General features: G+C 64.9%; 21 protein-coding genes and 3 pseudogenes. 18 read left to right on the top strand and 6 right to left on the bottom strand.

Annotated features, from left to right (window positions below; genetic code table 11):
- Positions 1-41 precede the first annotated feature (41 nt).
- Together ACI7BZ_RS21400 and ACI7BZ_RS21395 are read right to left on the bottom strand one after the other, a co-directional pair.
- Entirely contained in the window at positions 42-2795 is a 2754-nt protein-coding gene (locus ACI7BZ_RS21400) for a cation-transporting P-type ATPase (protein WP_414119271.1), read from the bottom strand.
- Between the two features lie 372 nt (positions 2796-3167).
- Positions 3168-3914: pseudogene (locus ACI7BZ_RS21395) on the bottom strand (IS256 family transposase); the annotation flags it as partial.
- On the opposite strand from ACI7BZ_RS21395, the gene ACI7BZ_RS21390 reads away from it, so the two are divergent.
- From ACI7BZ_RS21390 to istB, 6 genes and pseudogenes are all read left to right on the top strand, one after another.
- Positions 3897-4274, top strand: a complete 378-nt coding sequence (locus tag ACI7BZ_RS21390) for an ABC transporter permease subunit (protein ID WP_282639172.1) — start codon at positions 3897-3899, stop codon at positions 4272-4274. The pseudogene ACI7BZ_RS21395 and the gene ACI7BZ_RS21390 overlap by 18 nt on opposite strands.
- A 360-nt stretch (positions 4275-4634) precedes the next feature.
- A complete protein-coding gene (locus tag ACI7BZ_RS21385) occupies positions 4635-4973 on the top strand; it encodes a type II toxin-antitoxin system RelE/ParE family toxin (RefSeq protein WP_282639173.1) in 339 nt (112 codons plus the stop codon).
- Between the two features lie 11 nt (positions 4974-4984).
- Positions 4985-5266, top strand: a complete 282-nt coding sequence (locus ACI7BZ_RS21380; RefSeq protein ID WP_282639180.1) for a helix-turn-helix domain-containing protein — start codon at positions 4985-4987, stop codon at positions 5264-5266.
- A gap of 210 nt (positions 5267-5476) precedes the next feature.
- Positions 5477-5758, top strand: a pseudogene (locus tag ACI7BZ_RS21375) (site-specific integrase); the annotation flags it as partial.
- A 589-nt stretch (positions 5759-6347) separates the two neighbouring features.
- Positions 6348-7877, top strand: a complete 1530-nt coding sequence (istA, locus tag ACI7BZ_RS21370) for an IS21 family transposase (RefSeq protein ID WP_414119322.1) — start codon at positions 6348-6350, stop codon at positions 7875-7877.
- Positions 7867-8661: an IS21-like element helper ATPase IstB gene (istB, locus tag ACI7BZ_RS21365; protein WP_282643066.1), complete on the top strand. Its 795-nt coding sequence runs from the start codon at positions 7867-7869 to the stop codon at positions 8659-8661. The genes istA and istB overlap by 11 nt, the downstream gene beginning before the upstream one ends.
- A gap of 47 nt (positions 8662-8708) precedes the next feature.
- On the opposite strand, the gene ACI7BZ_RS21360 is transcribed toward istB, so the two are convergent.
- Positions 8709-8912: a hypothetical protein gene (locus ACI7BZ_RS21360; RefSeq protein ID WP_282889828.1), complete on the bottom strand. Its 204-nt coding sequence runs from the start codon at positions 8910-8912 to the stop codon at positions 8709-8711.
- Between the two features lie 73 nt (positions 8913-8985).
- Here ACI7BZ_RS21360 and ACI7BZ_RS21355 point away from each other — a divergent pair.
- The 12 genes and pseudogenes from ACI7BZ_RS21355 to ACI7BZ_RS21300 all read left to right on the top strand — a co-directional run bounded on the left by ACI7BZ_RS21355 (position 8986) and on the right by ACI7BZ_RS21300 (position 21869).
- A protein-coding gene (locus ACI7BZ_RS21355) for an IS3 family transposase (protein WP_282889827.1) occupies positions 8986-10157 on the top strand; the annotation gives its coding sequence in 2 pieces (ribosomal slippage) (positions 8986-9250 and positions 9250-10157; 1173 coding nt in all).
- Positions 10158-10371: 214 nt separating this feature from the next.
- Complete coding sequence (locus ACI7BZ_RS21350; RefSeq protein ID WP_282640777.1) at positions 10372-11232, top strand: tetratricopeptide repeat protein; 861 nt, start codon at positions 10372-10374, stop codon at positions 11230-11232.
- A gap of 80 nt (positions 11233-11312) precedes the next feature.
- Positions 11313-11804, top strand: a complete 492-nt coding sequence (locus ACI7BZ_RS21345; RefSeq protein ID WP_349239421.1) for an efflux RND transporter periplasmic adaptor subunit — start codon at positions 11313-11315, stop codon at positions 11802-11804.
- On the top strand, positions 11801-14965 hold the full coding sequence (locus ACI7BZ_RS21340; RefSeq protein ID WP_282640778.1) for an efflux RND transporter permease subunit: 3165 nt from the start codon (positions 11801-11803) through the stop codon (positions 14963-14965). Before ACI7BZ_RS21345 ends, ACI7BZ_RS21340 begins: the two co-directional genes overlap by 4 nt.
- Positions 14966-15289: 324 nt before the next feature.
- Positions 15290-15508: a GDCCVxC domain-containing (seleno)protein gene (locus ACI7BZ_RS21335; RefSeq protein ID WP_282640779.1), complete on the top strand. Its 219-nt coding sequence runs from the start codon at positions 15290-15292 to the stop codon at positions 15506-15508.
- A 311-nt stretch (positions 15509-15819) separates the two neighbouring features.
- On the top strand, positions 15820-16176 hold the full coding sequence (locus tag ACI7BZ_RS21330) for a hypothetical protein (RefSeq protein ID WP_414119270.1): 357 nt from the start codon (positions 15820-15822) through the stop codon (positions 16174-16176).
- Positions 16177-16553: 377 nt separating this feature from the next.
- Complete coding sequence (locus ACI7BZ_RS21325; RefSeq protein ID WP_282889823.1) at positions 16554-17102, top strand: Spy/CpxP family protein refolding chaperone; 549 nt, start codon at positions 16554-16556, stop codon at positions 17100-17102.
- Positions 17103-17224: 122 nt separating this feature from the next.
- Entirely contained in the window at positions 17225-17536 is a 312-nt protein-coding gene (locus tag ACI7BZ_RS21320; RefSeq protein ID WP_282640782.1) for a DUF2933 domain-containing protein, read from the top strand.
- Positions 17533-18209, top strand: a pseudogene (locus tag ACI7BZ_RS21315) (methyltransferase family protein). The gene ACI7BZ_RS21320 and the pseudogene ACI7BZ_RS21315 overlap by 4 nt, the downstream one beginning before the upstream one ends.
- Positions 18202-20580, top strand: coding sequence for a heavy metal translocating P-type ATPase (locus ACI7BZ_RS21310; protein WP_282640784.1), 2379 nt, complete (start codon positions 18202-18204; stop codon positions 20578-20580). The pseudogene ACI7BZ_RS21315 and the gene ACI7BZ_RS21310 overlap by 8 nt, the downstream one beginning before the upstream one ends.
- Before the next feature lie 7 nt (positions 20581-20587).
- Positions 20588-20710, top strand: coding sequence for a hypothetical protein (locus ACI7BZ_RS21305; RefSeq protein WP_414119268.1), 123 nt, complete (start codon positions 20588-20590; stop codon positions 20708-20710).
- A gap of 109 nt (positions 20711-20819) precedes the next feature.
- Positions 20820-21869: a DMT family transporter gene (locus ACI7BZ_RS21300; protein ID WP_414119267.1), complete on the top strand. Its 1050-nt coding sequence runs from the start codon at positions 20820-20822 to the stop codon at positions 21867-21869.
- Here ACI7BZ_RS21300 and ACI7BZ_RS21295 read toward each other — a convergent pair.
- From ACI7BZ_RS21295 to ACI7BZ_RS21285, 3 genes are all read right to left on the bottom strand, one after another.
- The gene (locus ACI7BZ_RS21295) at positions 21866-23140 is read right to left on the bottom strand and encodes an MFS transporter (RefSeq protein WP_414119321.1); all 1275 of its coding nucleotides are present in this window, start codon (positions 23138-23140) and stop codon (positions 21866-21868) included. The genes ACI7BZ_RS21300 and ACI7BZ_RS21295 overlap by 4 nt on opposite strands.
- Before the next feature lie 61 nt (positions 23141-23201).
- A complete protein-coding gene (locus ACI7BZ_RS21290; RefSeq protein WP_414119320.1) occupies positions 23202-23288 on the bottom strand; it encodes a hypothetical protein in 87 nt (28 codons plus the stop codon).
- A 74-nt stretch (positions 23289-23362) separates the two neighbouring features.
- Positions 23363-23500 (bottom strand): multicopper oxidase domain-containing protein, encoded by a 138-nt coding sequence (locus tag ACI7BZ_RS21285; protein ID WP_414119319.1) that lies wholly within the window; start codon positions 23498-23500, stop codon positions 23363-23365.
- Between the last annotated feature and the right edge of the window lie 49 nt (positions 23501-23549).

Genomic DNA, 23549 nt, shown 5'->3' with positions numbered 1-23549 from the left:
CGGCGCGCGAGATGCCATCCTCGCGCAAGGGTCCCTCCCTTTCATGCGTGCCGCGCGCGCCACGCGGCAGCAAGCCGCTTCTCCGCCTCCACGATGACCAGCAGCGCAACGCCGACCGCAACGATGGCCATGCCATCGCCAAGCGACACGGGACGGCTGCCGAAGACCGCCTGCATCGGAGGCAGATAGGTGAAGGCGAGCTGTGCCCCGACCACGGTGGCGACACCGGCCAGCACGGCCCGCGTGCCGAGAAGCCCTTGCCAGGTTAGCGAAGTGCCATGCACGTAGCGGACACTGAACAAATAGAAGATCTCCAGCACGACGAGCGTGTTGACCACCATGGTGCGCGCCGTCTCGACCGACAGTCCACGGGACGTGGCCCAAGTATAGATGCCGAACGTCCCGGCGACCATGAGGGCGGACACGAACAGGATGCGCCACAGGAGGCGGCCCGAGAGCAGCGCCTGGCGGGCGGGGCGCACGGGACGCCGCATCGCCCCCGGTTCCGTCGGTTCGAAGGCGAGGGTCAGGCCAAGCGTGACAGCCGTGATCATGTTGACCCAGAGGATCTGCACCGGCGTGATGGGAAGCGTGAGGCCGAACAGGATCGCCAGGATGATGGTGGCGGCCTCGCCGCCGTTGGTGGGCAGCGTCCAGGCGATCACCTTGGAGAGGTTGTCGTAGACGGTGCGCCCTTCGCGCACGGCGGCGACGATCGAGGCGAAATTGTCGTCGGCGAGCACCATCTCGCTGGCTTCCTTGGCGGCCTCGGTGCCCTTTCCGCCCATGGCCACGCCGACATCCGCACGCTTCAGCGCTGGCGCGTCATTGACCCCGTCGCCCGTCATGGCGATGATCGAGCCGTCCAGCTGGAGCGCCTCGACAAGGCGGAGCTTATGCTCGGGACTGGTGCGGGCGAAGACGGTCGCCTCCAGGGCGTGCCTGCGGAACGAGGCATCGTCCATCCCATCGAGTTCCTGGCCGGTCACGCTCTTCGGATCGTCGCCAAGGCCGAGTTGGCGCGCGATGGCGCGTGCCGTCGCGGCGTGATCGCCGGTGATCATCTTGACGCTGATGCCCGCCGCCTTGCATTCGGCGATCGCCGCCACCGCCTCCTGGCGCGGCGGATCGATGAGCCCCACCAGACCGAGCAGCGTGAGATTTTGAGCGACCTCGGCCGGCGAAATCTCCTGTGTGCCCGCCTCCAGGGGGCGCCGTGCGATCGCGATGACCCGCTGGCCACTTTCGGCGAGGGCATCGATCCGGTTGTGCCAGAGGCGGTGATCGAGCGGCCGCTCGCCGTCGAGCGCCGCCACATGGCTGCACATGGCGAAGATGCGTTCGGGCGCGCCCTTCACGTAGGCGACCACCGGCGGCTGCGCGTTGCCGGCATGGAGCGTCGCCATGTAGCGATGCCGGGAATCGAAGGGGATCTCATCCAGGCGGGGGAAGCTGGTCCGGACGGCCGTCGGTTCGTGCCCGGCCTTGATCGCCAGCGAGAGCAGTGCCCCTTCCATGGGATCGCCGTCGACCAGCCAGTCCTCGCCGCGTTGGCGCAGGTGAGCATCGTTGCAAAGGAGGGCAGCAAGCGACAGATCCACCAAAACCGGATCACTGGCGGGATCGAGCGGGGCGCCTGCCTTGATCCGGAAGCCGCCCGTGGGCGCATAGCCAGCGCCCTCGACCTCGATCTCTCGGTCGGCGGTGACCACCATGCTCACGGTCATCTCGTTGCGGGTCAGCGTGCCGGTCTTGTCGGAGCAGATCACCGAGACGGAGCCCAGCGTCTCGACGGCGGGCAGGCGCCTGACGATGGCGTTGCGGCGCGCCATGCGCTGGACGCCGACGGCGAGCGTGACCGTCATCACCGCGGGCAGGCCCTCGGGGATGGCCGCGACCGCAAGGCCGACCACAACCATGAACGCTTCGTCCAGGTCGTAGGCTCGGGCGAGCGTGGCATAAGCGAACACGAGAGCGGAGATGCCGAGCACGGCAATGGTGATCTGGCGGGCGAACCGGTCCATCTGCCGGATGAGGGGCGTGGTCAGCTGCGTCACCGCACCGATCATGGTGCTGATCCGCCCGAGCTCGGTGGCGGCGCCGGTTGCCACGACGACGCCGATTCCCTGTCCGCCGGTCACGAAGGTGCCGGAGAAGGCCATCGACAACCGGTCGCCAAGTGCGGCGCCGGCATCGACGGATTGAACCGATTTGTCGACGGGAACGGATTCTCCAGTGAGGGTCGCCTCGTCCACCCTCAGGCTGCGCGCCCTGAGGAGCCGCAGGTCCGCCGGCACCCGGTCGCCGGCCTCGAGCATCAGGATGTCGCCAGGAACGACCGCGTCCGCTCCAACCGTGACACGGCGGCCGTCGCGGATGACCGAGGCGTGCGGGTCGATCATCGCGCGGATGGCATCAAGAGCCTTCTCGGCGCGACCTTCCTGAACAAAGCCGATGATCGCGTTGATAAGTGTGACGGCAAGGATCACGAGGGCGTCCGTGCCATGTCCCATCGCCGCGGCCAGCCCCGCTGCGGCCAGCAGGACATAGATGAGGAGATTGTGAAATTGCAGCAGAAAGCGCGCGAGAGGACTGCGCGAGGTCCCCTGAGGCAGGCGAGTGGGACCATAGGCCTCAAGGCGACCCGTTGCTTCGCGCTCGGAGAGGCCATCGATGGTCGTGCGAAGCGCGTCGAGAACCGCATCGGGCGCGAGGGCGTGCCAGGCTGAGTCGGGTGCGACGTCGGGTGAGGCCGGTGGTCTATTCACATCAAGCACTTCACTCGTTTTGTGCATGCCGTCTCGCTCCGTCAGGACGATCGGTGACGCGATCACCGTCCCTCACTTGAGAAGCGTCGGTGGGACGTCGCGATTGCGACGGCTGACCGGTCACTTCAGCGTCTTCCATATCACGCGAACCGACAACACTCGGCGACGGCCTCCGAGGAGCCGATCGCTTTGTGGGCTGACGCTGCCTGCGATGCGCCTGGCTTTCTGCGGGGTCGCGCTCCCTGTGCCGCCGATTTGACTGTCGATGGGTGTAGGCGGCGGGCGCCTTGCGGGAAGCGGAGCGCCCGTGGCCGGCCATCGCGACCAGATGAGTTTGTGCTCGCCCTTGTCGCGCTGGACGAGGGAGGCGTAGGCACGGGGTCGTGAAGGACGGATCGTCGCCGCGTCACGCCATCTCTTCACGTTGCGGCAAATCCGACGGATGGTACCGTTCATGTTCTCGATAATGTTGGTGCAGGCGAGCGATCGACGCAACTCGGTCGGCAGGTCGAGGCGGGTGACGATGAGGATCTCGTCGAGGCCCTCCAGGATGCTGGCCGACACGCCCGGGGCCTCGCGCTCGAGGCCACGGGCGAGATTGCGGATCAGCTTTTCGGCCTTGTCGGCGTCATCGAGTTCCCAGGCTTGGCGAAGAGCCCTGCGCACCGAGGCATGCAGGGATTTCGGCAGCCGTTCGGTGATGTTGCGGGCCTTGTGGACCTGACAGCGCTGGATCGGCGCCCTTCGCCCGAAGCTGTTGCGGATCGCGTTCGACAGGGCGCGTGAGCCATCAATGATGAACAGGCGACAGACGGAGGGATCGAGGCCGCGGCCGACCATGTTGTTGGGCAGGGCCTGGCAGACGGCGGCGTTCTCGCTCGCCCCTTCCATGACCCCGAGCGGGTGCTTGTCGCCGTTGCCGTCGACGCCGACCGCGGCCAGCAGGATCAGGTCCTGATCGATATGAATACCGTCGATCTGGATAACCAGCAGATCCAACGGGGAAAGGTCGGCGGCCATCCACGCCTTCATTTTTTCGGCCGACAGCGCCACGAAGCGACGCGACACCGCCGATTTGGTCACCCCGGCTCGGTCACTGCGCCGCCCCTCGTCATCGCCGGCTGGCACGTGGACTCGCCGGTGGAACGCTGTCTGCTCGTCCTCGCCATCGCCGTCCTCGTGGCGCTCGGCGCCGCGAACCTGGTGCGGGGCAATCTCGGCCGGCAATGGATGGCGATCCGCGACATGGACATCGCGGCCGAGATCATCGGCATCCGCCCCATGCAGTCGAAGCTGACCGCGTTCGCCATCTCCTCCTTCATCCTGGGGCTCGCCGGGGCGCTGTGGGCGTTCGTCAACCTGCGCTCGTGGGAGCCCTACGCTTTCTCCATCGACCGCTCGTTCCAGCTGCTGTTCATCGTCATCATCGGCGGGCTCGGCTCCATCATCGGCTGCTTTTTGGGGGCGGCTGTGAAAACGCGCCGAAGTGGACCCCGGGTGGGATAAGGGACAACCCGTTGATCTGGTTCGTTAACTTAGCAGATAATGGGGGTCCCGATCGGCGCCGATCGGGACCCCCATCGGAATGAAATCGTCGGCCAAATCAAAGTGTTACGGCTATATGAGTTGGGGCGCTGCTTCGATGCTTATTCATACCAGGCCTCACCGAGACCGGAAGATGGTGACAAACGGCGGTCTCCGGGATAGCCTGACGACACTATCTATTTGATTTTATTCAATAATGTTGATTTCTGCGACTCGCGATTTTCCCGTCCTGACAGGAGTTCGATCGAGGCATGTCCCATGAAGCGAGCGCCAGCCTTTTGCACATTGCGCGACTGTCTCTGTTTTGATACACTTACCTAAATGGAGCCTGCGACCTCAAAGCCGATTCATTTTCTTGGTGACAGCCGCGAGGTTCTACGAAACTTCCCAGACGACGCACGCTGTAGCGCGGGCGTTGAACTCCGGGCGGTGCAAACGGGCCTCGAACCGTCCGACTGGAAACCCATGAAGACGGTCGGGGCGGGCGTTAGGGAAATAAGGATCAGAGAGGCATCAGGCGCGTTTCGCGTGATCTATTTGGCGACGTTGCCGGATCGGGTGCTTGTGCTTCATGCATTCCAGAAAAAGACGCAACAGACTGCACAAAAGGACATTGATCTAGCCGCGAAACGGCTGAAAACTTGGAAGGCGGAACAATGAACGCCGAAATTGTGAATGTTGAAGTCTTCGATAGCGTCTTTGACGCGCTGGCCGATACGCCGGCAGAGGCGGCGAATCTGACGGCGCGCGCTGACCTGCTGCTGGGCATCCGCGAGCGGGTCAAGTCGTGGAACGTGCCGCAGGATCAGGCTGCGAAGCGCCTCGGCCTGACGCGGCCCCGGCTGAACGATCTCCTGCGCGGAAAGCTCGACAAGTTCTCGCTGGACGCCCTGGTCAACGTGGCGACGGCGGCGGGCTTCAAACTGCATATCCAGCTCGAGGACGCTGCTTGAGAAAGCATCCCCCTCGCCGGCAATGCAAAGCCGAGTCATCGTTATAAGCGATGGCCTACGATCATTTCATCGCCCAGACCTATCTCAGAGGGCGTTTGAGAAGGATTGAACAAACCCGCTGACGCGGGAGTGGCGCGTGCATTGGCTTGAATGGCTTCCTGATGGGAAGGTTTGTTTGCTGAGACCAACCCCTGACCAGGAGACCATCCCATGGCTGAAGCCACGGCAGCGGTAAGCCCGCTGCGCCGTCGCATGATCGACGACATGAGCTTGCGCAACCTGTCGCCCGCGACGCAACGATCCTATCTGCATGCGGTGGCGAAGTTCAGCCGTTATTTCGGCTGGTCGCCGGATCGGATGGGGCTGGAGGACGTCCGTGCGTTCCAGGTTTATCCGGTGTCGCAGGGCATTTCCTGGCCGACGCTGAGCCAGACGGTCTGTGCGTTGCGTTTCTTCTACGGCGTGACGCTGGACCGGGCGGAGATCCCGGACGTCGACATCGCGATCTACAAGCACCCGCCGCCCGTTCGCCATCACGATCTCGATCCGGCCGCTGCCGTCCGCCATCAGCGGGCCGGTCGCCGCCGCGACCTCCGGCACGATCACAGCCGGAACAAATCCTGCGCTCGAAGCCGGACCAAACCGCCCGGCCCATTACGGAATTTAGGCAGCCCAACGTCTGCATCACGGTCCTGAACAGTGCGAGCCCCTGAACCACGATGGGCTGGAGGCGGGATGGTAAGGTTCGCCTACCACCCCGCCGTGCCTGCTCCCATCAGGGCTCGGAGCAGACCTGGAACCTTAACGTGTGGTGCCGGGCGATACCAGTCGCCATCGTCGGGATGATGTGGGCCAGGGCAAACCGAACGGCGCTCCGACAAGCCTGCCGCGGTTCCTGTCGACTGATACACTGCGATCTCAGTCATCTTCAACAACGGCGCGCTGCGAGAACGCAAAATCCTGTAACTCTGTTGATTTCCACTGAGAGTTGACCCGGTAGGCACGGATTTTTCCATCGAGAAGTGACCCATGTTTTCACCACGTCTCACGCGGCATCGCGGGGGACAGCGGAGTGATCGACATGGAGTTATTGAGCGTCATCCGACGCTGGCATTATCGGGATCACCTCTCGATCCGGGATATCTCCCGCCGCACCGGCCTTTCGAGGAACACCGTGCGCAAGTACCTGCGGGCGGACAGCGTCGAACCCCGGTTTCATCTTCCCGAGCGGTCGAGCAAACTCGATCCCTATGCCGACAAGCTCGCGGCGATGCTGCGGGTCGAGAGCGGCAAGTCGCGCAAGCACAAGCGTACGATCAAACAGCTGCACGCTGATCTGGTGACCCTCGGCTATGAGGGGTCGTACAATCGGGTCGCGGCCTTTGCCCGGGACTGGAAGGCTGCCCGGTTGCGTGAGCAACAGACCAGCGGCCGCGGTACTTTCGTGCCGCTGGCCGTTGTGCCGGGCGAGGCGTTCCAGTTCGACTGGTCGGAGGATTGGGCGATCATTGCCGGCGAGCGCACCAAGCTCCAGGTCGCCCATGTCAAGCTGTCCTACAGTCGGGCCTTCACGCTTCGAGCCTACCTGCTCCAGACCCACGAGATGCTGTTTGATGCCCATAACCACGCCTTCCGGGTGTTGGGCGGCGTGCCACGGCGGGGCATCTACGACAACATGAAGACGGCCGTCGACAAGGTCGGCCGCGGCAAGGAACGCCAGGTCAACATCCGCTTCTCGGCCATGGTGAGCCACTTCCTGTTCGAGGCGGAGTTCTGCAACCCCGCTTCCGGCTGGGAGAAAGGGCAGATTGAGAAGAACGTACAGGATGCCCGTCATCGGCTCTGGCAACCCCTGCCGAACGTCCCCTCCCTGGAAGCTCTGAACGACTGGTTGGAGACCCGGTGCCGGGAGTTGTGGTCACAGACCGGGCACGGCTCGCAGCCCGGCTCGATCGCCGATGTCTGGAGCGAGGAGATCCGGCACCTGATGGCGGTGCCGCGGCCGTTCGACGGCTTCGTCGAGCACGCCAAACGCGTTTCCCCGACCTGCCTCGTTCATCTGGAGCGCAATCGCTACAGCGTGCCGGCCTCCTTCGCAAACCGTCCGGTGAGCCTGCGGGTCTATCCCGACCGGATCGTCCTCGTCGCTGAAGGGCAAGCAATCTGCGAGCATCGCCGGGTGTTCGCTCGCTCTCATGATCGTCTGAGCCGGACCGTCTATGACTGGCGGCATTATCTGGCCGTCGTCCAGCGCAAGCCCGGTGCCCTGCGCAACGGCGCGCCGTTCGCTGAGATGCCGCCCGCGTTTCGATCCCTGCAGCAGCACTTGCTCAAGCGGCCATGCGGTGACCGCGAGATGGTCGAGATTCTGTCCTTGGTCCTCCAGCACGATGAGCAGGTCGTGCTCACGGCCGTAGAGCTCGCCCTTCAGGCCGGCGTGCCGACCAAGACCCACATCATCAACCTGCTGCACCGGCTGATCGACGGTACGCCGCTGAGCACGCCAACGATCCCGGCTCCCCCCGCCCTCACGCTGACCACTGAGCCTCAGGCCAACGTCGAGCGCTATGACGCCCTGCGCCGAGCCAGGGAGGCGCGCCATGCGTCATAATCCAGCCAGTGGAGCCATCGTCATCATGCTGCGCAGCCTCAAGATGCATGGCATGGCCCAGGCCATCACGGAGCTAACGGAACAGGGATCACCGGCCTTCGAGACCGCCATGCCGATCCTCGCCCAACTCTTGAAGGCCGAGACCGCCGAACGGGAGGTGCGATCGACCACCTACCAGCTCAAGACCGCGCGCTTCCCGGCCTATCGCGACCTCGCCGGCTTCGACTTCGCCAGTAGCGAGGTCAACGAGGCGCTCGTCCGCCAGCTCCATCGCTGCGAGTTCCTCGACGACGCACACAACGTCGTCCTGATCGGCGGTCCAGGTACCGGCAAAACCCACATCGCCACGGCTCTCGGAGTCCACGCCATCGAGCATCATCACAAGCGGGTCCGCTTCTTCTCCACCGTCGAGCTCGTCAACGCCCTCGAACAGGAAAAGGCCCAGGGCAAAGCTGGACAGATCGCCGGCCGCCTCGTCCACACCGATCTCGTCATCCTCGATGAACTCGGCTATCTGCCGTTCAGCGCCTCCGGTGGCGCCTTGCTCTTCCACCTGCTGAGCAAGCTCTATGAGCGCACCAGCGTCATCATCACCACCAATCTCAGCTTCTCCGAATGGGCCACGGTCTTCGGCGATGCCAAGATGACCACGGCCTTGCTCGACCGGCTCACGCACCACTGCCATATCCTGGAGACCGGAAACGACAGCTTCCGCTTCAGAGCCAGCTCGGCCAAACCACCTAAACCCTCAAAGGAGAAGCCCCGAAACTTGACCGCAACCTGACCCAAGACCACCATCACCCCGGGTCACTTCTCAGTGGAAATCCAGGGTCACTTCTCGCCGGAAATCAACAGTCCGAAGCCCTGATCGAGCAGGATGCCTGGTTCGCGATCGGCCTTGCGGTTCGGGTTCTCGCAAAACCGCAGTTTCATTTGGGATAACAGTACCCGCCCCCCTTCCACCAGCGATGATGTAAATCTGATCGCGTTGCCCTTGCAACGCAGGGCGCGCGAGCGCGGCAACAGCGTCTTCATCGACGGGGTGAGATGGGGCCGGTTTTCTGGACAGGGTGTTAAGCTACTCCCGACCTGAAGGACTGGTACGGGAATGAAGACGACGAGGAAGCGCTACAGCGCGGATTTCAAGGCGAAGGTCGCGCTGGAGGCGATCCGGGGTGACCTTACACTGGCGGAGTTGGCGGCCAAGCACGGCGTGCACCACACAATGATCGCGTCCTGGAAGCGGCAGGCCATCGACGGGATGGCGGGCACGTTCTCCGGGGCTGGCGATGCGGCCAAGAGTGCCAGCGAGAGCGAGTTGGAGAAGCTGCACGCCAAGATCGGGCAACTGGTGGTGGAACGGGATTTTTTAGCGAAAGCCTTCGGTCGATGAGCGTCGATCGGAGGCGGGCGGTGGTTGAACCTGCTCACCATCGTCTGTCGATCTCGGCGCAGTGCCGCCTGCTACGGATCAGCCGCTCATCCTATTACTATGCGCCGGTGCCGGAAACGGACGAGACGCTGGCGCTGATGACGGTGATCGACGAGACCTTCATGGAGAGCCCGTGGTACGGTAGCCGCCAGATGGCGCGGCACCTGCAGCGTGCAGGTTATGAGGTTGGTCGGCGCCGGGCGCGGCGACTGATGGCGAAGATGGGCCTGACGCCGATCTATCAACGGCCGCGCACGAGCGATCCGCACCCGCAGCACCGGGTCTATCCGTATTTGCTGCGCAAGCTGGTGATCGAGCGGCCAAACCAAGTGTGGTGTGCCGACGTGACATATATCCCCATGCGCCGGGGCTTCCTCTACTTGGTGGCGATCATGGACTGGGCAACCCGCAAGGTGCTGGCCTGGCGGCTGTCGAATACGATGGACGCTGGCTTCTGCGTCGCGGCGCTGGAGGAGGCGCTGGCCCGTTTCGGCAAGCGGGAGATCTTCAACACCGACCAGGGCAGCCAATTTACGTCCCAAGCCTTCACCAGCGTGCTGCGCGACGCCGAGGTCCGCATCAGCATGGATGGCCGGGGCAGATGGATGGACAACGTCTTCATCGAACGCCTTTGGCGATCCCTGAAGTACGAGTGCGTCTACCTCCACGCCTTCGAGACCGGCTCGGAACTGCGGGCTGGCCTTGGCCGGTGGATCATCTATTACAACACCCAGCGTCCGCACTCGAGCCTGGCCGGGAGAACCCCGGCCGAGGCCTATCGGCGGATCGGACAAGCAGATCATGGGGGGCATGCCCCCCATGATCTGATCATCAAACAGGCGGCATGAACGACAACCGGGATTAGCTTAACTTAGCCGCCAAACTGTCCAAGAAGCCGGGACCACCTCATTCCAAATGCGATCGCCCTGGGCTGGGAGCCGATAGTACTTGGAAAAACCCGAAGAAACCGATATGTGGCATCTTTTGAACCGTATCAGCTGAGTATCGGATGGTCTCCCTGCATTTGCTTTTCGTTGTCCCCTCAGCACCCGAGAAAACACCATGACATCACCTTTATTGACCGGACAGCATGTTCTGCGCCTGACCGGATCGAACTGCAGGCTGGCGGCCGTTTTCCTGTTCGCCTGTTGCGTCACGGCCGGCGCGGGCGCGCTGCCAGCCACGACTGATGGCGACGCTGACGAGATCGACCTGACGGAAATCGTGCGCCGTCCGACCATTGGCAATTACCGCGGATATGCGGAGTTCAAAATGGCCCGTTACGCGCAGGCTCGCCGCATCTGGGAGGCGCTGGATGCCAAGGATTTTGGCGAGGCGGCGTTCAATCTTGGCGTCCTCTACGAAGACGGACTGGGCGTCCGCAAAGACATCCCGCGTGCGCTGGCCTACTATCGCCGCGGTGCTGACAATGGCAGTCCAAAGGCGGTGTTTCGACTCGGCATTGTTTACTGGCTGGGCACAGCCGACATTCCCCGCAATGAAGCGCAGGGACGACACTATTTGGAACTGGCTGCTGCGGCGGGCGACCTTGAGGCGGCGCAATACCTGAACGCGGCTTCGACGGAGACGCTGGTTGGCGTGGATCGCGCGCTGGCCCAAGGTCAAGCGGCCGAGGCGATCGGCTTACTCAAGGCGGCGGCGCAACAAGGCAATCGCCGAGCCCAGACCCGCCTGGGTTGGGCCTATGAAGCCGGACGCGGCGTCGAGCGCGATCTCGCTCAAGCCGCCGTCTGGTTCAGCAAGGCGGCCACGGCGGGCGATGGCGAGGCGATGTATGCGCTGGCCGTGATGTACGCCACCGGGGCCGGTCAAACCAAAGATCCGGCCGCTGCCGATGCCTGGCTGCACAAGAGCGCGGCGACGGGCTATGCACCGGCCATTGAGGACCTGAAAACACGCTGACGGCCGCCGCCATCACGCAGCCGCCAGCCCTGCCCGCTCAGTGAACGTGATCGTCTGGTGACGGCAGCAGGCGTGGCTCGGTGTTGATCAGATCGATCTGGCGCAGCAGAAAATCGATGTCCCGCCAATCCCCACCTTGCGTGGTGACCGCGTTGGTCGACAACCAGCGCGCGCGCATATTCGCCGGCAAGGTCGCGATGATCTATCCGCAGGTCAACAAGGAGACGCGCACCACCCGCGTGCGTGTCGAACTCGCCAATCCCGACGGGATCCTGCGCCCCGACATGTATGTCGATGCCGACATCGCCACCGGGGCCGCTGCCTCGGTCGTCACCGTGCCAGCGAGCGCCGTGATCGACAGCGGCACGCGACAGGTCGTGATCGTCGACAAGGGCGAGGGCCGCTTCGAGTCTCGTCCGGTCAAGCTCGGCCGCCGGGACACGGACTACGTCGAGATCCGGGACGGCGTCGCGGCGGGCGACAAGGTCGTCGTCGCGGCGAACTTCCTCATCGATGCCGAAAGCAACCTCAAGGCGGCACTGAGCGGCCTCAACGGCGGGGATTCCAAATGATCGGTCGCCTCATCGCCTGGTCCGCGCGCAATGTGATGCTTGTCCTGATCGGTGCGGTCTTTGCCGTTGCGGCCGGCGTCTACGCCATCAGGACCTCGCCGCTCGACGCCATCCCAGACCTCTCGGACGTGCAGGTCATCGTCTATACCGAGTATCCTGGCCAAGGGCCGCAGGTCGTGGAGGACCAGGTCACCTATCCGCTGACGACGGCGATGCTGACGGTCCCGAAATCGAAGGTGGTGCGCGGCTTCTCCTTCTTTGGCGTCTCCTTCGTCTATGTGATCTTCCAGGACGGCACCGATCCCTATTGGGCGCGCAGCCGCGTCCTGGAATTCTTGAATGCTGCGGCACAACGCCTGCCGCAGGGCGTGACGCCCAGCCTCGGCCCCGATGCGACAGGCGTCGGCTGGGTCTACCAATACGCCGTCCTCGCCAAGGATCGCACGCTGGCGGAGTTGCGCTCGCTTCAGGACTGGACCATCCGCTACGGCCTCGCCAAGGCGGAAGGTGTCGCCGAGGTCGCCAGCGTCGGCGGCTTCGTCAAGCAATACAATATCGTGGTCGACCCGCAGCGACTGCGCGCCTTCGGCATCCCGCTTCAGAAGATCCGCGAGGCCGTCCGGGCGAGCAACATGGACACAGGCGGCCGTTCCGTGGAGCTCTCCGAGTTCGAGTTCATGGTCCGCGGCCGCGGCTATCTGAGAGGTATCGGCGATCTCGAGCAGATCGTGCTCAAGAGCGATGGCGGGACGCCGGTGCTGCTGCGCGACGTCGCCCATATCGAGCTCGGCCCCGACGAGCGGCGCGGCATCACCGAGCTCAATGGCGAGGGCGAGGTGGCGAGCGGCATCGTCCTGCAGCGCTTCGGCGCGAACGCGCTCGACGTGATCGAGAACGTCAAGGCGCGCCTCGCCGAGATCATGCCGAGCCTGCCCAAAGGCACGGAGATCGTCCCGGTCTATGACCGTTCGCAGCTCATCGACGCCGCGATCGAGACACTGAAGGGAACGCTCATTGAGGAGAGCGTCATCGTCGCGCTGGTGTCGATTGTGTTCCTCCTGCACGTCCGCAGCGCGCTGGTGGCGATCCTGATGTTGCCGGTCGGCGTGCTGATGGCCTTCGTGGCGATGAAGCTGCTCGGCCTCGGCTCCAACATCATGAGCCTTGGCGGCATCGCCATCGCCGTCGGCGCCATGATCGACGCCGCCATCGTGATGATCGAAAACGCTCACAAGCACCTTGAGCGGGCGCTGCCCGACAAGCCCCGCGTCGAGGTTCTGATCGAGGCGGCCAGGGAGGTCGGCCCCGCGCTGTTTTTCAGCCTTTTGATCATCACCGTCTCGTTCCTGCCGATCTTCACGCTGGAATCGCAGGAGGACCGGCTGTTCGGGCCACTGGCCTTCACCAAGACCTTCTCGATGGCGGCGGCCGCGCTGCTCTCATTGACGCTCGTGCCGGCGTTGATGGTGATCTTCGTCCGGGGGCGGATCGTCCCGGAGCACAAGAATCCGATCAACCGCTTCCTGATCTTTGTCTACCGGCCGGTCATCCGCGGCGTGCTCAAGGCCAAGACGCTGACGATCCTCGTCGCGCTCGCGGCGCTCGGCGCCTCCTGGTGGCCCGCCATGCAACTCGGCTCGGAGTTCATGCCCAATCTGAACGAGGGCACGCTGATGTACATGCCCACGACATTGCCGGGCATCTCGGTCACCAAGGCCGCGGACCTTCTTCAGACGCAGGACCGCATCATCAAGTCCTTCCCCGAGGTCGAAACGGTCTATGGCAAGGCCGGACGCGCACTGACGGCGACCGATCCGGCGCCGACCGAGATGTTCGAGGCCATCATCAACCTGAAGCCGAAGGATCAATGGCGGCCGGGCGTCACCATCGACAGCCTGAAGGCCGAGATGGACGCCGCGCTCCAGTTCCCCGGTGTCTCCAATGCCTGGACCATGCCGATCCGGGCCCGCATCGACATGCTCTCCACAGGGATTCGCACCCCCGTCGGCATCAAGGTGTTCGGCACCGACCTGACACAGATGGAAGCTGCGGCCCGCCAGATCGAGACCGTGGTCAAGACCGTTCCCGGCACGTCGAGCGCCTATGCCGAGCGGGTAATCGGCGGCTACTATCTCGATATCGTCCCGGATCGCAGCGCGCTCGCGCGCTACGGGCTCATGATCGGCGACGTACAGGACGTGATCGCGACGGCGCTCGGCGGTGATGCCGTCACCACGGCGGTCGAGGGGCGCGAGCGCTATAGCGTCAACATCCGCTATCCGCGCGACTTCCGCAGCGATCCGTCCTCGATCGCCGGCAACGTGCTGGTGCCGTTGCCGAACGGAGGGACCGTGCCGCTCGGCGAGGTCGCCAAGGTCGAACTCACCCGGGGCGCCACCTCGATCCGCACGGAGAACGGCCAGCTCGCCATCTACATCTATGTCGACATCCTCGGCCGCGATCTTGGCGGATATGTCGCCGAGGCGCAGCGCGCGGTCGCAGGCCAGGTCGCGTTCCCGGCCGGGACCTATGTCTCCTGGAGCGGCCAGTTCGAATATCTGGAGCGGGCGGAGACGCGACTTAAGATCGTCGTGCCGGTCACGCTGCTGATCATCTTCCTGCTGCTCTATCTGAACTTCCGCCGGATCACCGAGACGGTGATCGTGATGCTGTCGCTGCCGTTCGCGCTGGTCGGCGGCCTGTGGCTGATGTGGTGGCTTGGCTTCAACATGTCGGTCGCGGTCGCGGTCGGCTTCATCGCGCTCGCCGGCGTGGCGGCGGAAACCGGTGTGATCATGCTAATCTATCTCGACCACGCCTGGAGCGAGGTCGGCACCAAGGTCGCGGCAACAGGCCGGAGCTTGACGCGCGCCGACCTCCATCACGCGATCATGGAGGGCGCCGTTGAGCGTGTGCGACCCAAGATGATGACCGTGGTGGCCATCATGGCGGGCCTGATCCCGATCCTGTGGAGCACCGGAGCAGGTTCGGAAATCATGCAGCGGATCGCCGTCCCGATGATCGGCGGCATGGTCTCCTCGACCCTGCTGACGCTGATCGTGATTCCGGCCATCTACGGACTGGTCAAGGGATGGGGGCTGACCTCGAACGCTGCAGCGGTCAGGTCGGAGTCTGTTGCCGGCCAACTCGCGGCCGAATGAGACGTGCACCGGAGCAGAATCGGCGGCCCCAGTCCAAGGGCCTCGCGAAGGGACGAGTTCTCGTGACGAGAGAATGCCTCGGAGCTTGTTTGGAAATTCAGAAGGGCGATCTCCGCGATTACTTTCGTCATGCTCGACCTTGTGCCGGGTATCCACGCCGAATCGCATGGTATAACGTGGGGAAAAGCTTTTCCGGCCGCCCGAGACCTACACAGTGGTTCTCTTTGCGCCCGGCGGGCAGTGCGTGTTCGTGCGCTATCGTGGGGCGTAGCCTGCCGCGGAGCGCAGGGGATCTGATCTCGAACCACCAGTGGAGCGCGGCCCATGACGATTTTGGAGACCACCATCACCTGCCCGCACTGCCGCACGGCATTCAAAGAAACGATGCCGACGGATGCCTGCCAGTATTTCTACACGTGTCGGGCGTGCCGCGCTGTGCTGAAGCCGAAGCCCGGAGATTGCTGCGTCTTCTGCTCCTATGCGGACGTGCCATGCCCGCCGGTTCAGGACGATCGATCCGATTGCTGCAGGTCCAAACCCTGAGATTCATCCAGGCACATGTCGACCGCCATCGACGAATGCACCTCGCTGATCCGACACTTTTGGTCACGCGGTAGCGGCATTGATACAGCGTGCTGCCGATTTTTCAGCGCAAAGGGTCCATGATCGAATTTTCAATGCCGTCCCGGGTTGCTGGCTCACTGTGATGATGAAAACGTCTTCTCATCAGGAAATCGGTCCATTGATCGTGATCAAGGCGAGCTTTTTGGGAAAGAGTATCGTGATATAATTCGTAAAAGAGGGACTCGAGCTGACCTATGATCAGAGCGTGGCGCGCGATGAGACAGGCAAAGTTGCTGTCGACCTTCTTGGTCGCAGTAGTGATGCTGGTCGCGCCCTTAACCACCGCCATACCTTTGCAATGCCACGATGATGACGGTCCCGCGCTCGCGGCGCATGCGACAGTTTCGGATGCCGCGCAGCATGTCGTCGCCTCCGGTCATGTCGCCCACCCCGACGCGTCATCGCAGGGCATCGACCAAGAGAAATGCTGTGACTTCGCCTGCGGCGCCCATGCCATCGCTGTCGACAGCATGGGCGAAAGCGTCCTTGATCTCCCCTTCATCCGGCGGCACTTCGACCGGACCAGTCAAGTCGCCCGCGGGTTGGCGGTTTCCCCCGGCCTTGAGCCCCCTCGTTTCCGTGCCTGATTACATCTGAGCCGCCTTTCCGTCTGGGGAGGCCGCTAGATCATGGCATGCGCCGAGAGGCGCGTTCAGGCCATGTCGGCTTCGCTCCGACAGGAATACGAGCACATCACCATGAATCGTCGGGACTTTCTCGGTCAGCTGATGGCCGGCAGTGCTGCGCTTGGTGGCGCGCAGGCTGCGCGATGACTTCTACGAACGGGAGTTCGAACAGGTCTACGGCGCGAAACCCGTGTTTCCCGCCTTCCATGGACCCCTTCCAGGAACACCCCCGGGAAGCGGCAGGACGGACGCTGGCATGCCATCGTGATGCTCGCGGACGAGTTCGAGACGCAGCGAAGCGGCATGTGCCGCTTCGCGACAACAGGAGAAAGCCGACCATGACGACGTTTCGCAAACTGATGGTGGCAAGTGCGGTGTTGATTTTGGCCGCACCGGCCCTTGCCGAAGACGCGCACCACCCGACCGGCGCGCAGCCGACCACTCCGCCGGCCGCTTCTCCGGCGTCCGACGCGCAGCAGGGCATGATGGGGGCGGGCATGATGGGGATGATGGGAGGAGGCTCCATGGGCATGATGGGCCAGATGATGGCCCCGGGGCGCATCGAGGGCCGGCTCGCGTTCCTGAAGACGGAACTCAAGATCACCGATGCGCAGCAGCCAGTGTGGAACGCGTTCGCCGACGCGCTCCGCGCCAATGCCCGCGCCATGGCGGGCATGATGGGCGATAGGCAGGACATGATGATGTCGGCACAAGGCCCTGCGGCTCTGCCGCAGCGGATCGAGGCCCATGAGCGCCTGCTCACCGAGCGTCTCGAAGCCTTGCGTCGGCTGAAGGGCGCGCTGCTCCCGCTCTATGCCGCGCTCGACGACACACAGAAGCGGACGGCCGACCAGCTGCTCCTGATGGGGCCGATGGGCGCCATGTGAGCGCAGAGCAGATCGGCATGGTGTGATGCCGCAGGCGCGGAACCCCTGCTGCGACGGGGATCAGGAGCAGTCTGGGGCGGGCGCAGCATGCACCCGCCCCAGGGGCCAGGGAGGATGATGTCATGTCGATGCATCGCAATGCCGATTCTGTGCCCGGCACCGGGAACGGGCACCACGCGGACGGGCGGTCGCCGAGCTTCTGGCGCTCACGCGGGAGCCTCGTGGCCATCGGGTTCTTCCTTGCCGTGGCGTTCCTGCTGTTCTCGGAACATCGCGCCCACGTGCTCGGCTACCTGCCATTCCTGCTCCTGCTCGCCTGCCCCTTGATGCACCTCTTCATGCACCACGGGCATGGCCATCATGGAGGGAATGGCGCTGCGCCACGTCCCGGAGCGGATGCGCCTCCCCTACGTCGGGAAGGAGAGGTCCGATGACCGATACTCCCGCCTATGGACTCTTAGGTCTCGTCATCATCAATTCCGCGGTGTTCATCCTGTTCGCGGCGAGCTCACCCGGCTGCGCACTACGCGCGATTGGCGATCGCTCGGCGCCTTCTCGGCCTTCATCGTCGCGCTTTTCGCCGAGATGTATGGATTTCCGCTCACCATCTATCTTTTGTCCGGCTGGCTCGGGCGGCAGTTTCCCGGTGTGGATTTCTTTTCGCACGATGCCGGACACCTGCTCGAAACCATGTTCGGCTGGCGCGTGAACCCGCATTTCGGGCCGTTTCACATTTTCAGCACCGTTCTGATCTTCGGCGGCTTCTGGCTGCTCGCCGCAAGCTGGCACGTGCTTTACGCCGCCCAGCGCGACCAGAGGCTCGCAACCAGCGGACCCTATGCCTATGTCCGCCATCCGCAATATGTCGCCTTCGTCGTCATCATGTTCGGCTTCCTTCTGCAGTGGCCGACCCTGGTGACGCTCGCCATGTTCCCGATCCTGGTGTGGGTCTACGTACGGCTCGCCTGGCGCGAGGATGCGGCTTCGCACGCCGCGTTCGGCGCCGCATGGGACAATTACGCTCGCACCGTCCCTGCCTTTCTGCCCCGGCTCGGCCTGTCGTCCGGCCCGAAGGTTTCCCGTTCCGGAGAGAATTCCCATGACTGAGCAAGACCCCCACGCGGGTCATCACCCGCATGACCCTGCCGGCCATCGGCACAGGGAAGCGGGCCCCGCATCGGCGCAGATGGACCCGGTCTGCGGCATGCAGGTGAGCCCGACGACGGCACAGCACCGCGCCGATCATCGCGGGAAGACCTATTTCTTCTGCTCCGCCGAATGCCACGCAAAATTCGAGGTTAACCCCTCGGCCTATTTGGTCACCGAGGCGGATGCCCCGGCTCCGGCCAGGGAGCAGCCCCAGGGCGTGATCTATACCTGCCCCATGCATCCGCAGATCCGGCAAATCGGCCCGGGCAACTGCCCGATCTGCGGCATGACGCTCGAACCGGAGATGACGACGGGCGAGACCGGCCCCAGCGCCGAGCTTCTCGATATGACGCGGCGGTTCTGGGTCGGCCTTATCCTCGCCGTGCCGGTCCTGGCTCTGGAGATGGGCGGGCACCTCACCAATCTCCACATGCTGCTCGGCGCACAGGCCTCAAACTGGATCCAGCTCCTGCTGGCAACACCGGTGGTACTCTGGGCGGGATGGCCGTTCTTCACCCGGGCGTGGCAGTCTCTGGTCACGCGGCATCTCAACATGTTCACGCTGATCGCCATGGGTACGGGCGTAGCGTGGGCCTACAGCGTGTTGGCGACCTTCGCGCCGCAGATCTTCCCCGCCACCTTCCGCGCCGCCGACGGCTCGGTGGCCATCTATTTCGAGGCCGCCGCCGTCATCACGGTGCTGGTGCTGCTGGGGCAGGTGCTGGAGCTGCGCGCCCGCGAGCAGACCGGCGGTGCCATCCGCGCCCTGCTCGACCTCGCCCCCAAGAGCGCCCGGCGCGTGCGCAACGACGGCAGCGACGAGGACGTGGCGCTGGAGGCGATCGTGGTGGGCGACCGCCTGCGGGTGCGCCCCGGCGAGAAGGTGCCGGTGGACGGCGAACTGATCGAGGGGCGCTCCTCGGTCGACGAATCCCTGATCACCGGCGAGTCCATGCCGGTCACCAAGGACGTCGGCGCGAAGGTCATCGGCGGCACGCTCAACCAGAGCGGCGGCTTCATCATGCGGGCCGGCAAGATCGGCCGCGACACCATGCTGGCGCAGATCGTCCACATGGTCGCCGAGGCGCAGCGCTCGCGCGCGCCGATCCAGCGTCTCGCCGACGAGGTCTCCGGATGGTTCGTGCCCGTGGTGATCGCCATCGCCGTCCTCGCCTTCGCCGCCTGGGGTATCTGGGGTCCAGAGCCGCGCTTCGCGCACGGCCTGATCGCCGCCGTCGCGGTGCTCATCATCGCCTGCCCGTGCGCTCTGGGCCTCGCAACCCCCATGTCCATCATGGTGGGCGTCGGCCGCGGGGCCTCCCTCGGCGTGCTGATCAAGAATGCCGAGGCGCTGGAGCGGTTCGAGAAGGTCGACACGCTGGTGGTGGACAAGACCGGCACCCTCACCGAGGGCAAGCCGAAGGTCACCGCCCTGAAGGCCGTGAACGGCCTGAGTGAGACCGAGCTGTTGCGGCTCGCCGCGACCCTGGAGCGGGCGAGCGAGCATCCGCTTGCCGCCGCCATCGTCAACGCCGCTGCGGAGCGGGCCGCGCCGCTCGGCGAGGCGCGGGACTTCGACAGCCCGGTGGGCAAGGGCGTCACCGGAACCGTCGACGGGCACAAGCTCGTGATCGGCAGCCACCGCATCATGGCGGAGGAAGGCGTGGACCTCTCCGCCCTCTCGGCGGAGGCCGAAGCGCTGCGCGGGGATGGCGCGACCGTCATCTTCGTCGCCGTCGACGGGCGCCTCGGCGGCCTCATCGCCATCGCCGACCCGATTAAGGCCACAACCCCCGCCGCGGTTCAGGCGCTCAAGGCGGTGGGCGTCCGGGTCGTCATGCTGACCGGCGACAACAAGACCACCGCTCAGGCGGTGGCCCGCCGGCTCGGCATCGACGAGGTGGAGGCCGAGATCCTGCCCCAGGACAAGGCGAAGGTGGTGGCCCGGCTGCGCCAGGAAGGGCGGATCGTCGCCATGGCCGGCGACGGCGTGAACGATGCGCCCGCGCTTGCGGCGGCCGATGTGGGCGTCGCCATGGGAACGGGCACGGACGTCGCGATCGAGAGCGCCGGCGTGACCCTGCTGAAAGGCGATCTCCAGGGGATCGTGCGGGCGCGCCAGCTCAGTCACGCGACCATGAGCAATATCCGCCAGAATCTCTTCTTCGCTTTCATCTACAATGCGGCCGGCGTGCCGATCGCCGCCGGTGTGCTCTATCCGGCGTTCGGCCTCCTGCTGTCGCCGATCATCGCCGCCGCCGCCATGGCGCTCTCCTCGGTGAGCGTCATCGCCAACGCCCTGCGCCTACGCCGCGCATCACTCGGATGAGGAGGACATGATGATGAACTACGATGGCATGATGGAAGGCGGCATGTGGGGGATGGGGCTGGTCGGGCTCCTGATCCTCGTCCTTGTCGTGCTCGGGATCGCCGCGCTCATCAAATACCTGTGGCGTTAGCTCTGCGGTTGCATGGCCATCCTGTGAAAGACAGGCTGTTCCCGGCTGGGGGCATCAGCCGTCCTGACGCCCCCAGGCCAAGTCGGTTGGTATCGGTGAGACTGTCGGAATGATGCAAACAGCTATCCTCCTCGCCTTGGCCGCGGCGGGCCTGTTCGGCGCAAGCACGCCGTTCGCCAAACTCCTTCTGGGCTCCGTCGATCCCTGGATGATGGCCGGCCTGCTCTATCTGGGAGCCGGCCTCGGCCTCGCCGCGGTACATCTGTCCCGAACCGCCTTGCGGCTGCCAGCCGTCGAGGCGCCGCTGCGGCGGGCGGACATGCCCTGGCTTGCCTTGGTCATCGTCGCCGGAGGCCTCCTTGCTCCTCTGCTGCTGATGTTCGGCCTGTCCCTCACCGACGCGGCGTCGGCCTCGCTGCTGCTCAATCTGGAAGGCCTCGCCACCATGGGCATCGCCTGGCTGGTGTTCCGCGAGAACGTAGACCGGCGGCTCCTGCTCGGTGCCTGCGCCATCCTCGCAGGTGCTGTCCTCCTGTCGTGGGAGGGGCGCATGTCCTTGCAATGGGGCGCCCTGCTGATCGCTGGCGCCTGCCTGTGCTGGGGGATCGACAACAACCTGACGCGCAAGCTCTCATCCGCCGATCCGGTCCAGATCGCCATGTTGAAGGGGCTGGTCGCGGGCGCCATCAACCTGCTCATCGCTCTCGCCAGCGGCGCCGTCCTTCCCTCGGCCGTCACTCTCCTCGCGGCGGGCGTCATCGGCTTCCTGGGCTACGGAGTCAGCCTTGCTCTGTTCGTCCTCGCCCTGCGCCATCTCGGTGCGGCGCGGACTGGGGCTTATTTCTCACTCGCGCCGTTCGTGGGAGCGGTGCTGGCGGTCGTCATGCTCGGCGAGGCGATTTCGGTGCAGTTGGTGGTCGCCGGGTGCCTGATGGCGGTCGGCCTCTGGCTGCATCTGTCCGAGCGGCACGAGCACCCCCATGCCCATGAGGCGATGGAGCACGAGCATCGGCACGGCCACGACGAACACCACCGCCATGAGCACGAACCGGGTGTGCAGCCCGGTGAGCCGCACACCCACTGGCACCGGCATGCGCCGCTGGCGCATCGGCACCCGCATTATCCCGATCTTCATCATCGCCACGGGCACGGGACCTAAAGCCGTCCGTGCCTTCGCGAGGGCGGTTCACCATCGCGGCGGCTCCCGGGAGAAGGGTCGTCGCGCCCCGCCCGGCGCGTCAGGGCGGACACCGTCACCAGCAGGGCTGCGAGGACCGCGAAACCGGCCCCTGCGGCAAAGGTCGCCGCGGAGCCGATCCGCTCCCACAGCACCCCCGCGACGACGCTCGCCACCAGCATGGCGACGCCAGTGGCGAGATTGAACAGGCCGAAGGCGGAGCCCCGCAGCGTCGCGGGCGCGTGCTGGGCAACCAGCTTGGCGAGCAGGCCCTGCGTGAGCGCCATGTGCGCGCCCCACAAGGCGATGCCGAGAAAGGCGCCCCACAGCCCCGGCGCGAAGGCCAGCATCAGGTCCGCGCCGATGAGGACCGCCAGCCCCACCAGCAGCAGGCGCGTGGGCGAGGCCTGGTCGGACCAGGCGCCGGCGGGATAGGCGCCGAGCGAATAGACGACGTTCATGGCCACGAGAACAAGCGGCGCGAGGGCCAGCGGCATGCCCTCGTCGTGCGCCTTCAGCACGAGGAAGGCTTCGCTGAACCGCGCAAGGGTGAACACCACGCCGATGGCGACGACGCCCCAGAACGCGCCGTCGAACTGCCGGAGATCGGCGAGGCGCACCGGCGGCGGACGGCCGGTGGCGCCCTCCTCGCCGATGGCGCGATCCTCGACCCCCAGGATGACGCACGCCACCGCGAGCGCGCCGGGGATGAGGGCGAACCAGAACACCGTTCGCATGTCGTCGGCGAACAGCGCCATCAGCGCGATGGCGAGGAGCGGGCCGAGGAACCCCCCGACCGTATCGAGCGCCTGGCGCACCCCGTAGGCGCGCCCGCGGATGGAAGGCGGCGTGACATCCGCCACCAGCGCGTCCCGCGGCGCGGCGCGGATCCCCTTGCCGATGCGGTCGGCGAAGCGCGCGGCGAACACCATGGCCGGTGCGCCGGCGAGGGCGAAGAACGGCTTCGACGCGGCGCCCAATCCATAGCCGATGAGGATCAGCGGCTTGCGCCGGCCGATGCGGTCGGACAGGTAGCCGGAAAAGACCTTCACGATGGCGGAGGTGGATTCGCCCACCCCCTCGATGAGGCCCACCACGGCCACGCTGGCCCCGAGGGTCGCGGTGAGAAAGAGGGGCAGCAGCGCGTGGATCATCTCCGAGGAGATATCCATGAACAGGCTCACGAACCCGAGCGCCCAGACGGTTCTCGGAATCGACGGGCGCTTATCGCTGTCTTGAGCACGAGCATGCATCATGGCTCTCAACTTGACGAACCCGACCGGCGCCCACAAGGGCTCATGCGCCCTCGCCCCGTTACGCTGCGCGCACCAGCGTCATATGGCAGAGGTGGCAGTGGAGGAACCACGGCCTTTTCTGGCCCGCATCGAAGCCGATGGTCACCGGCGCATGGGCGGGGACGATCACCGTATATCGCCCACCGGCCCGGAAAAGCGCTGTCCGCCGATGCCCACCACCTAGAAATGATGCCCGTGCAGGTGCATCGGGTGCATCATGGAGTGGGAGTGATCTAAGGTCGTTTCAGACCATCTCGCTCCGTGCCAAAAATCGCGCGATCTCTTTGACTGACAAGGATTATTTTTCCCACACCGTATCGCTGCATGTCACCCCAATCCGGCCACTTTGTTGGTAGCGATGTTGGTA

The organism is Xanthobacter sp. AM11, from assembly GCF_047444035.1.
GTDB lineage: Bacteria > Pseudomonadota > Alphaproteobacteria > Rhizobiales > Xanthobacteraceae > Xanthobacter.
This window is presented reverse-complemented; position numbering and strand designations above follow the sequence as displayed.